The sequence below is a fragment of the Clostridium sp. genome (assembly GCF_036781005.1).
GTDB lineage: Bacteria > Bacillota > Clostridia > Clostridiales > Clostridiaceae > Clostridium_B.
The window spans coordinates 1-10,668 of sequence record NZ_DAIQBT010000058.1 but is presented as its reverse complement, the minus strand read 5'-3'; the positions used below and the strand labels follow the sequence as shown (position 1 = coordinate 10,668).

Genomic DNA, 10,668 nt, shown 5'->3' with positions numbered 1-10,668 from the left:
GAAAAATGAGACAAGTAGCTATTTATGGAAAAGGTGGAATTGGAAAATCTACAACTACACAAAATCTTACTGCAGGACTTGCTGAAATGAAAAAGAAAATAATGGTAGTAGGCTGTGATCCAAAAGCAGATTCAACAAGATTACTTCTAGGGGGACTTGCACAGAAAACAGTTCTGGATACATTAAGAGAAGAAGGAGAGGATGTAGATTTAGAGGAAATAATGAAAATAGGGTTTGGAGATGTAAAATGTGTTGAGTCAGGTGGTCCGGAACCTGGAGTTGGATGTGCAGGAAGGGGTATTATAACCTCAATTAATATGCTGGAGCAATTAGGTGCTTATGAAGATGACTTAGACTATGTTTTCTATGATGTATTAGGTGACGTTGTATGCGGTGGATTTGCAATGCCAATCCGTGAAGGTAAAGCTAAAGAAATATATATAGTAGCCAGCGGAGAAATGATGGCCATGTATGCTGCTAACAATATTTCAAAGGGTATAAGTAAATTTTCCAATGTAGGCGGAGTAAGGTTAGGTGGTGTTATATGTAACAGCAGAAAAGTTGCAAATGAAAGAGAACTTTTAGAAGCTTTTGCAAAAGAACTGGGAACACAACTTATTTATTTTGTACCTCGCAGCCATGATGTTCAAAGGGCAGAAATAAATAAACAGACGGTTATACAGTTCAGTCCGGAAGTAGAACAGGCAGATGAGTATAGAGCACTTGCTAAAGCAATAGATGGAAATGACATGTTTGTAATACCAAAGCCAATGGCACAGGATAGGCTTGAAGAGATACTCATGGAACATGGATTGCTGGAATAATGAAAGCCCGAAGAGTAAAAGTATTAAGTAAGATTCAAACTGAAAAATATATCTCTTAAATTCACCCAAAATTTTAAGAGATATACCTGAAATCAAACTATAACCAAAGACATTATACCATAAAAAGAGGAGTGAATTCAATATGCTATTAGTAAAAGCTATTATTAGACCTGAAAAAACAGCGGTTGTACTCTCAGAATTATGTGATGCAGGGTTTCCGGCAGTTAGTAAATTTGACGTAGTAGGCAGGGGGAAACAAAGAGGAGTAAAAGTAGGAGAAATATTTTATGATGAAATACCAAAGCAAATGCTTTTAATAGCTATAAAAGATGAAGATAAAGAAGATATTATAAAAATAATCACAAAAAATGCAAAAACAGGGGAAAAAGGAGCCTTTGGAGATGGAAAGATATTTGTAACTCCAGTGGAAGAGGTATATACCATAAGTTCGGGAACAAGTACGTTGTAGGGAGGGAATCAGAAAATGAAAGAAATTATGGCTGTTATTAGAATGAACATGGTGGGCAAAACAAAAAAAGCTCTTGCTGAAAATGGATTTCCATCTATAACCTGTAAGGATGTTTTAGGACGGGGAAAGAAAATGGTTAATTTGTCCATGGTAAGTGAATATATGTCAGAGGAAGAACTGCACCAGATTGAGGATAGAAAAATTATGGAACAGATATCAGAGAGCTACAGGTTGATTTCAAAAAGACTTATATGGATTTTAGCCAGAGATGAAGATGTAAAAAAAATTGTAGATATTGTTATTGATATAAACCAAACAGGACATCCGGGAGATGGAAAAATATTTGTAACCAAGGTTACAGATGTGGTAAGGATAAGAACTGGAGAAAGGCAGGATGAAGCTGTTTAATTCTTAGAAAGGGATGATTTTATGAAAAAGGTATTGGATCAGGTTTTAGAAGTATATCCGGCTAAAACTTTTAAAAATAGAAAAAAACATATACTGGTAAAGTCAAAGGATGAATTAAATCCAGTGATACAGGCAAATGTAAGGACAGTACCTGGCATAATGACAAACAGAGGATGTTGTTATGCAGGCTGTAAGGGTGTTGTTCTAGGACCTGTGAAGGATATAGTGCATATAACCCATGGTCCCATAGGATGTGCTTATTATACCTGGGCAACCAGGAGAAATAAGGCTAAAGCTGAAGATGGGGAACAAAACTTTTTAGAGTATACTTTTTCCACGGACATGCAGGAAAAAGACATAGTGTTTGGTGGAGTAGAAAAATTAAAACAGTCTATAAAGGAAGCAGTGGATCTTTTCCATCCCAAGGCAATCGGAATATATGCTACCTGTCCAGTTGGTCTTATAGGTGACGATATAAATGCAGTTGCCAAGGAAGCTACTAAGGAATATGGTATACAGGTACTCGCCTTTAACTGTGAGGGTTATAAAGGAGTAAGTCAGTCTGCAGGCCATCATATAGCAAATAACAGTATACTGGAAAGTATTGTAGGAAAAGGGAAAGCACCTGTGAAACAAAAGAAGTTCTCCATAAATATGCTGGGTGAGTATAACATAGGAGGAGATGCCTGGGAAATTGAAAGAGTTTTAGAAAAAATAGGATACAATGTAGTGGGCAGGTTCAGTGGCGACGGCAGCTATGATAGACTTGAACAGTCTTATGCAGCTGATTTGAATCTGGTACAGTGCCACAGATCAATAAATTACATTGCAGAGATGATGGAAATAAAATATGGAGTACCCTGGGTTAAAATAAATTTTATAGGAGTGGAATCCACTATTGAAACACTTAGAAATATGGCAAAATGTTTTGACGACCCGGGACTTACTAAAAGAACAGAAGAGGTTATAGAAGAGGAACTAGAAGCAATCAGCGGAGAAATAAGTTTTTATAAGGATAAACTTCATGGAAAAACTGCATGTTTATTTGTAGGGGGTTCAAGGGCACACCATTATCAGAAATTATTGGAGGATTTAGGCATAAAAACTATACTCGCAGGATATGAATTTGGACACCGTGATGATTATGAGGGAAGAGAAGTTATTCCAAATATAAAATTAGATGCAGATACAAGAAATATACCGGAACTCACTGTAGAAAAAGATGAGGAAAAATATCGCATTATAATACCTCCTGAAAGATATGAAACTTTAAAAGAGGAAATACCTTTTGAATACTATGGAGGTATGATTAAGGATATGGATGAGGGAGCCATAGTGGTAGATGATCTCAATCACCATGAAACAGAACAGTTTATAAAATTATTAAAGCCTGATATGTTTTTCTCTGGGATAAAGGACAAATATGTTATACAAAAAATGGGAGTAGTCTCAAAGCAGCTTCACTCCTATGATTACTCAGGACCTTATGCAGGATTTAGAGGTGCAGTTATATTTGCAAGGGATCTGGCTGCAGGAGTATTTACACCGGCCTGGGGCTATGTTACCCCACCTTGGAGAAAGGAACCATTACTTGAAGGACAAATAGCAGGAGGTGAAAAATAATGTTGGATTTAACACCAAAAGAATTATATGAAAGAAAAGCGTTGAGAATAAACCCAGCTAAGACCTGTCAGCCTATAGGAGCTATGTATGCAGCCCTTGGCATACACAATTGCATGCCTCACAGTCACGGCTCTCAAGGCTGCTGTTCCTACCACAGGATGCAGCTTACAAGACATTTTAAGGATCCAATAATGGCAACCACCAGTTCATTTACAGAAGGTGCCAGTGTATTTGGAGGAGGCGCTAATTTTAAGACAGCTATGAAGAATATATTTTCAATATACAACCCGGATATTGTAGCAGTTCATACCACTTGTCTTTCAGAAACAGTTGGGGACGACCTGGTTAGCTATATTGCAGATTCACAAATACCAGAAGGGAAAATAGTGATTCATGCCAATACCCCAAGTTATGTAGGTTCCCATATAACAGGATTTTCAAACATGGTTAAAGCTATGGTTACCTATCTATCTGAAAATACGGGAGTTGAAAATGGAAAGATAAATATATTGCCGGGTTTTGTAGGACCTGCGGACATGAGAGAGTATAAAAGAATACTTAAGAGCATGGGAATTCCACATATCATAATGCCAGATACCAGTGGAGTGGTGGATTCACCTATGACTGAAGGATTTAAAATGTTTCCAAAAGGGGGAACAAAAATTGAGGAAATAAGAGATACAGGAAATTCCAAACGTACCTTTGCCTTTGGAAGTTTTTCCTCCCAGGATGCAGCTATAGAACTGGAGAAAAAATGCAAAGTGCCTTTTGAAGTACTGCCCATACCAATAGGAATAGATGCCACAGACGAGTTTTTAATGAAGCTTGTAAAACTTGTGGGGGGGGAAGTACCTTATGAAATTGAAGAGGAAAGAGGGCAGCTTGTAGACCTAATGTTGGATAGCCACCAATATTTTCATGGTAAAAAAGTAGCTATAATAGGAGATCCAGATACTGTAATATCATTTACCCAATTTGCCATAGCACTGGGTATGAATCCAAGATATGTTGTTACAGGTACTCCGGGAGATAAATTTACAAAAACTATAAATGAAATGTTGGAGAAAGGAGGAGTACAGGGGGCCAAAGTGAAAAGTAGCGGAGATTTTTTTGAAATGCATCAGTGGATTAAAAATGACCCGGTAGATCTTATAGTTGGAAATTCCCACGGAAAATACATTGCAAGAGCGGAAAATATTCCTCTTATAAGATTGGGATTTCCAGTACTTGACAGATACGGATACTATTATAATCCTAAAATAGGATATAGAGGTTCTATGAGGCTGATTGAAATGATGTGTGATGCCATACTGGATAAAATGGACAGGGAATGCAAGGAAGAAGATTTTGAACTTGTGTTGTAAGAATGAAAAATAAACTGAATTCAGGATGTATTTCATCCTGAATTCAGTTTAATTAAAACTTTTAGGAGGGGAGCTTATGGAAAACAGGGTGGAAATTATAGAGGATAGAAAAGAATTTGTCTGTTACAACCTTAAAAATAAAGATATGAAACTTAGATGTGAGGAAAACAGTGCATCGGGAGCTGTAAGTCAAAGGGCTTGTGTGTACTGTGGTGCAAGAGTAGTTTTAAATCCTATAACAGATGCTTTTCATCTGATTCATGGCCCTATAGGATGTGCGGCTTATACCTGGGATTTAAGAGGCAGCCTTACCAGTGGCTCTGAATTGTTCAGGAACAGCTTTTCTACGGATTTAAGTGAAATGGATGTAGTATTTGGTGGAGAAAAAAAATTGATAGGGGCCATTGATGAAATAGTAAAAGAATTTCACCCTAAAGTTATTTTCGTATATGCCACCTGCATAGTAGGTGTTATAGGAGATGATGTGGATTCAGTATGTAAGATGGCAGAAAAAAAATATTCCATAAAAGTAATACCTGTGAAATCCCCCGGATTTTCTGGAAATAAATCTATGGGATACAAAGCAGCCTGTGATGCCATAATGAAACTTATAGGAGAGAAAAAAGCTGAAGAAAAAATCAACGCCATTAATTATCTTGGAGATTTTAATCTGGCAGGGGAAGTATGGGTGGTAACAGGATATCTTAAAAAGATAGGTATAGATGTAGTGGCCAATATTACAGGTGATGGAAAATACGATGATATAATAAAGGCTCCCCAGGCTAAGTTAAATATAGTTCAATGTGCAGGTTCTATGGGATACATGGCAAAACAGATGGAAGAGAGCTATGGAATTCCTTTTATAAAAACCAGTTTTATAGGTATAGAGGATAGTGAAAATTCACTGCTTCAAATTGCAGCTCTTATGGGAAATGAGGATACTGTAAAAAAGGCAGAAGAACTTGTAAAATTTGAAAAACGGAAAATAGAAAATAATATGAATTATTATAGAGGAAGACTTCAGGGGAAAAAGGCTGCCATATACGTGGGGGGAGGCTACAAGGCCATATCTCTCATAAGGCAATTTAGAGATTTGGGCATAGAAACAGTTATGGTAGGAACACAAACTGGAAAACCTGAAGATTATGAAGTGTTAAAGAGAATTACAAAGGAGGGCACTGTAATACTAGATGATGCAAACCCCTCTGAACTTGAAAAATTTATGGTGGAAAAAGGGGCAGACATACTGGTGGGAGGAGTGAAAGAAAGGCCTCTTGCCTATAAACTGGGAGTTGCATTTTGTGATCACAACCATGAAAGAAAGCATATACTGGCAGGATTTGAAGGGGCTGTAAACTTTGCAAAGGAAATAGATTTAACCATAAACAGCCCTGTATGGAATTATATATAGAATGTTTTAAGGAGATGGTTTAATTGAGTAATAAAAAATTGGTAAATGTAGATATAAATCCTTGTAAAATGTGTATGCCCATGGGAGGGGTCATGGCTTTTAAGGGAATAGAAAATAATATGGTTATATTACATGGCTCTCAGGGATGCAGCACTTATATAAGGAGACACATGGCCACCCATTATAATGAACCTGTAGATATAGCATCTTCTGCGCTTACAGAACAAGGTACTGTATACGGCGGGGCAGACAATTTAAAAAAGGGTCTTAATAATATGATAAAAATGTATAATCCAACCACCATAGGCATACTTACTACCTGTCTTGCAGAAACCATAGGAGAGGACGTAAACAGAATAGTTGAAGAATTCTATAAAGAACAGGAAAAAAATAAAAATATAAAGGATATAAAAATAATAACTGCATCTACTCCTGGATATGGAAACACTCAGGCAGAAGGATACTTCAGTGTTTTAAGAAAGATAGCAGAACAGGTATGTGAAGAATGTGAAAACACCGGAAAATTAAATATTATATGTGCCAATTTAAATCCGGGAGATGTGAGAAATATAAAAAAAATACTGGATGATTTTAAAATAGAGTATACTATTTTACCGGATGTATCAAACACCCTGGATTCTCCTCATAATGAAAAGTATAGGAGAATACCAAAGGGAGGAACTAAAATAGAGGATATAAAAAAAATGGGGGGAGCGAAAGCTACCATTGAAATGGGTATTACAATACAAGATGAAGATTCGCCGGGGGTATACTTAAGGGATAAGTTCAAAGTTCCTCTTTATAAATGTGGAATACCCATGGGTATAAGAAATACAAATGAATTTATTTTTCTTGTATCGAAAATTACAGGAAAAGAGATACCAAAGGAATATGTACTTCAAAAAGGAAGATATTTAGATGCGATGATAGACAACCATAAGTATACTGGAGAAGCCAGGGTGGTATTGTATGGAGAACCGGAACTTCTGCTTTCTACTGCAAGGCTTTGTGTGGAAAATGGCATACTTGTGAAGGTGGCAGGAACAGGTTCTAAAAATGCTGCCTTAAAAGAAAAACTTAAGGAAGAATTAAAATCTCAAAAAGAAGAGTTCATAGTATTTGATGATACTGATTTTGAAACTATGGAAAGTTATGCTAAAAGGTTTAATGTGAATTTGATGATAGGTAATTCCGATGGAAGGACAATGGCAAAAAAACTTGGGGTAAAACTTATAAGAACAGGTTTTCCCATTCATGACAGGGTAGGAGGGCAAAGGCAGGTTATAACTGCATATAATGGTTCTTCCTTTTTAATAGATGCAGTGTCAAATGCCATGCTGGAAATAACTCAGAATAGTTATAGGGAAAAAGCTTATAAGGACTACTATCTCCCTATTTTAAATATAGAAAAGAAGGTGGAAGTTCATATGTCTTCAGAAGATTATGGAAAGTCAAATAAAGATAAAAGCTATACCCATCCCTGTTTTGGAGACAATGCCCACAAATTTGCCAGAATGCACATACCTGTGGCACCTGAATGTAATATAAGTTGTAATTACTGCAGCCGAAAATATGACTGTGCCAACGAGAGCAGGCCGGGAGTTACAAGCGAAGTTTTGACTCCGCAAGAAGCACTTGAAAAATTCAAGCTTGTAAAAAGCAAAATAGAAAATTTAACAGTTATAGGGATAGCAGGTCCAGGAGATGCCCTTGCAAATTTTCCCAAAGCAAAGAAATCTTTAGAGCTTATAAGAAAAGAAGACCCCAAAATAACTTTTTGTCTGTCTACAAATGGCCTTATGCTTCCTTTCTATGCAAATCAATTAATAGAACTTGGAGTATCCCATGTTACAGTAACTATAAATGCAGTAGATGAAAAAATAGGGGCACTTATATATAAGGAAGTAAATTATCTAGGACGCAAGTATAAGGGAGAGGAAGCTGCCAGAATACTTTTGAAAAATCAGCTTTTGGGACTTGAATATCTATGTTCAAAAGGTGTAGTGTGTAAAGTAAATATAGTTATGTTAAAGGGAATAAATGATTCACATATAGAAGAAGTGGTGAAAAAAGTTAAAGAATGTGGTGCTTACATGACCAACATAATGCAGATGATACCGGTTCAGGGAAGTAGATTTGAACATCTTCCTCTGGTCTCCAATGCAGAATTGAACGAAATGAGAAAAACATGTGAAGTGGATATGAAACAGATGTATCACTGCAGGCAGTGTAGGGCAGATGCCATAGGAACTCTGGCAGAGGATCGTTCCATAGATTTTAGAACTTCCGCAGGATGTTCTGGGGGGTGTACTGGAAAGGCTAAAGAAAAACAGGCAGAAAAGGAACTTCAAAATAAAAAATATAAATTTGCAGTTTCTTCAAGATCCGGCATAAATATAGATCAACATTTTGGTCATGCTTCTGAATTTTATATATATTCCTATAATTCTGGAACCATAAGATTTTTAGAAAAAAGAAATGTAGATAAATATTGTACAGGAATTGTAGATTGTGACGAACATGAGGATAAAATTTCAAAAATAGTAAGAACCATAGAAGATTGTCAGGGGGTTCTTGTACTTAGAATTGGAGTTGAACCAAGAAAAAAATTAGAGGCAATAGGACTAAAGGTTATAGAAATGTATGATCCCATAAACAAAGGCATCATACGTGCAGCAGCAGAAATGGAAAAACAACAAACCACAAACTGTAAATAGTCAAATGAAGGAATAACAAATGGGAGTTTTAAGAGCTTATCCCTAAATAGTTTCTGGTATGCTACGATAATAAAGAAAAAGGGATAGGGAGAGTTCTGCAAATGATACAAAAGCAATCATGGGAGATGACAGATGAGTTTTGGAAAGAAGTAAAAAATCTAATACCTGAGGTGCAAAGCTGGAGTATTCGAAAATATGTGGAAATCAGGACTTGAGAAATATAATGAAATCCAGGGAATTGATTGGGAATGGCTTAGTATAGACGGGAGTATGAATAAAGCTCCCCTTGCAAAAGAATCTGTTGGAGCAAATCCAACGGATCGGGGAAAAAAATGGGAGCAAAAAGCATATCCTCGCAGACGGCAGAGGAGTACCGTTATCAGTAGTGGTGACGGGGGCAAATCGTCATGATGTATCACAACTAGAAAAAGTACTTAATAGATATTTTCTTAGAGTTAGCTAATAAATCTTCTGGTTTTCCTGTATCTTGAGCTTCTTGTATCCTGATATATTTATTATCATCTCCTTTATATGTCATCACAGTTAAATCAAATGACCCTAATCTACTACTTTGTCTCTGACCTTGTACATTTATTTGTTTTATATTTGCATGCTTATATTTAGGCTCCTTAATTTTAACCTTTATGTTTTTATTAATTTCATCTTTAGTTTTAAAATCTGTTAATCGGCTATTAAAATTCTTTGATGACATAGTTTTGTTTGGAGGGGTTGAATCATTATTATTTTTTGATTCTTTTATATTATTAAATGCAAATACAGATGTTCCTATTAAAATAACGGATATTAATGTGACTACGAGAATTATTTTTTTATATTTTAATTTGTCCATAAAATCTCACTCCTATCCTATAATGGTATATACGTTCTTATTGTATAATGATTTCCATCAGTTATATAATAATCTCCAGTTGATTCATTATATATACACCAACCATTATAATAATCTTTTTGAAAATATGCGTAAGCATTTATATTATACTGAGTTCTGTAATTTTGTATAGAACCTGTTTAAAAGCAGTGCTTAATTTTAAAGTCTTAAAGAGTCTGTGAATCAAAAAAGCCTTAATAGAAAAGGCTTATTAAAGTACACTATTTTTTGGGGTAGAGGGAGCATCCGTGTCATGTACTGAAAAGCAAATGTTATAATATGGAATTTATATTTATGAAAACATAAAAAATAGGTAATACAAGCAGATGTGTCCTCAATGACAAAATAAAAAAAGGCAATAAAGCCTTTTTAGTTGATAAACAATATTAGAAAAGTACGTAATATATTTTACTTAGTATAAGTTCATTATTTATACATTTCAACAAATTTAATTGGGTGCTGAATAATTTTTGACGTTTCCTCTACTGAATAACCCTTATCAAGATAACGCTTTGCTATAACTGCCATAGACTCCCCTATCTCTATAATGTGATGGTCTGGATCATAAATACGAACAACTCTCTGTTGCCATTCATGTTTCTTAGGCTGATGTACATATTCTATATTTCTATAATCCTTCATCTTTTGTATAAATTCATCAAAATCATCCACTTCAAAATACAATTCCATATTATTAGATTTCTCTATAACAGAATTGACAGGCAAATCTACAAGCCATGCAAAATCCTCTTGTATTGCAAATCCACCACTAAATGTTACATTCCGCCCTAAATCAAGAACAACTTCTTGATTAAAAAGTTCCTTATAGAACTTCTTAGAAACATTAACATCTTTTACTGCTAATAATGCTAATTTAAATTTCATATCAATACCTCCATTAGTAATTCGTTAGTGTAAAGTTTTTTTACACTATTTTTATAAATTTTCTTTATATATCAAGGG

9 protein-coding genes and 1 pseudogene are annotated in these 10,668 nt (G+C 35.4%); 8 read left to right on the top strand and 2 right to left on the bottom strand.

The features are described from left to right. The first annotated feature begins 5 nt into the window (after window positions 1-5). The 8 genes and pseudogenes from nifH to V7Q02_RS15050 all read left to right on the top strand — a co-directional run. Window positions 6-824, top strand: a complete 819-nt coding sequence (nifH, locus tag V7Q02_RS15085; protein WP_333861912.1) for a nitrogenase iron protein — start codon at window positions 6-8, stop codon at window positions 822-824. A gap of 142 nt (window positions 825-966) precedes the next feature. Further along, a complete protein-coding gene (locus V7Q02_RS15080) occupies window positions 967-1,293 on the top strand; it encodes a P-II family nitrogen regulator (RefSeq protein ID WP_333861911.1) in 327 nt (108 codons plus the stop codon). 15 nt (window positions 1,294-1,308) lie between these two features. After that, window positions 1,309-1,701: a P-II family nitrogen regulator gene (locus V7Q02_RS15075; protein ID WP_333861910.1), complete on the top strand. Its 393-nt coding sequence runs from the start codon at window positions 1,309-1,311 to the stop codon at window positions 1,699-1,701. A gap of 21 nt (window positions 1,702-1,722) precedes the next feature. Then, on the top strand, window positions 1,723-3,324 hold the full coding sequence (gene nifD, locus V7Q02_RS15070; RefSeq protein ID WP_333861909.1) for a nitrogenase molybdenum-iron protein alpha chain: 1,602 nt from the start codon (window positions 1,723-1,725) through the stop codon (window positions 3,322-3,324). Further along, window positions 3,324-4,688, top strand: coding sequence for a nitrogenase molybdenum-iron protein subunit beta (gene nifK, locus V7Q02_RS15065; protein WP_333861908.1), 1,365 nt, complete (start codon window positions 3,324-3,326; stop codon window positions 4,686-4,688). Before nifD ends, nifK begins: the two co-directional genes overlap by 1 nt. A gap of 76 nt (window positions 4,689-4,764) precedes the next feature. Next, on the top strand, window positions 4,765-6,099 hold the full coding sequence (gene nifE / locus V7Q02_RS15060) for a nitrogenase iron-molybdenum cofactor biosynthesis protein NifE (RefSeq protein ID WP_333861907.1): 1,335 nt from the start codon (window positions 4,765-4,767) through the stop codon (window positions 6,097-6,099). A 23-nt stretch (window positions 6,100-6,122) separates the two neighbouring features. Next, window positions 6,123-8,816 (top strand): nitrogenase cofactor biosynthesis protein NifB, encoded by a 2,694-nt coding sequence (nifB, locus tag V7Q02_RS15055; RefSeq protein ID WP_333861906.1) that lies wholly within the window; start codon window positions 6,123-6,125, stop codon window positions 8,814-8,816. A 177-nt stretch (window positions 8,817-8,993) separates the two neighbouring features. Beyond that, window positions 8,994-9,228 (top strand): annotated as a pseudogene (locus V7Q02_RS15050) (transposase); the annotation flags it as partial. 9 nt (window positions 9,229-9,237) lie between these two features. On the opposite strand, the gene V7Q02_RS15045 reads toward V7Q02_RS15050, so the two are convergent. After that, window positions 9,238-9,666 (bottom strand): hypothetical protein, encoded by a 429-nt coding sequence (locus V7Q02_RS15045; RefSeq protein ID WP_333861905.1) that lies wholly within the window; start codon window positions 9,664-9,666, stop codon window positions 9,238-9,240. Window positions 9,667-10,131: 465 nt separating this feature from the next. Further along, window positions 10,132-10,590 (bottom strand): glyoxalase/bleomycin resistance/dioxygenase family protein, encoded by a 459-nt coding sequence (locus tag V7Q02_RS15040; RefSeq protein WP_333861904.1) that lies wholly within the window; start codon window positions 10,588-10,590, stop codon window positions 10,132-10,134. Window positions 10,591-10,668 lie beyond the last annotated feature (78 nt).

Bases quoted from the DNA above. Each gene is read 5' to 3' on its own strand.
- V7Q02_RS15040 (WP_333861904.1), bottom strand. From the start codon at position 10,590: ATGAAATTTAAATTAGCATTATTAGCAGTAAAAGATGTTAATGTTTCT.
- nifK (WP_333861908.1), top strand. From the start codon at position 3,324: ATGTTGGATTTAACACCAAAAGAATTATATGAAAGAAAAGCGTTGAGA.
- V7Q02_RS15075 (WP_333861910.1), top strand. From the start codon at position 1,309: ATGAAAGAAATTATGGCTGTTATTAGAATGAACATGGTGGGCAAAACA.
- nifE (WP_333861907.1), top strand. From the start codon at position 4,765: ATGGAAAACAGGGTGGAAATTATAGAGGATAGAAAAGAATTTGTCTGT.
- V7Q02_RS15080 (WP_333861911.1), top strand. From the start codon at position 967: ATGCTATTAGTAAAAGCTATTATTAGACCTGAAAAAACAGCGGTTGTA.
- nifD (WP_333861909.1), top strand. From the start codon at position 1,723: ATGAAAAAGGTATTGGATCAGGTTTTAGAAGTATATCCGGCTAAAACT.
- nifH (WP_333861912.1), top strand. From the start codon at position 6: ATGAGACAAGTAGCTATTTATGGAAAAGGTGGAATTGGAAAATCTACA.
- V7Q02_RS15045 (WP_333861905.1), bottom strand. From the start codon at position 9,666: ATGGACAAATTAAAATATAAAAAAATAATTCTCGTAGTCACATTAATA.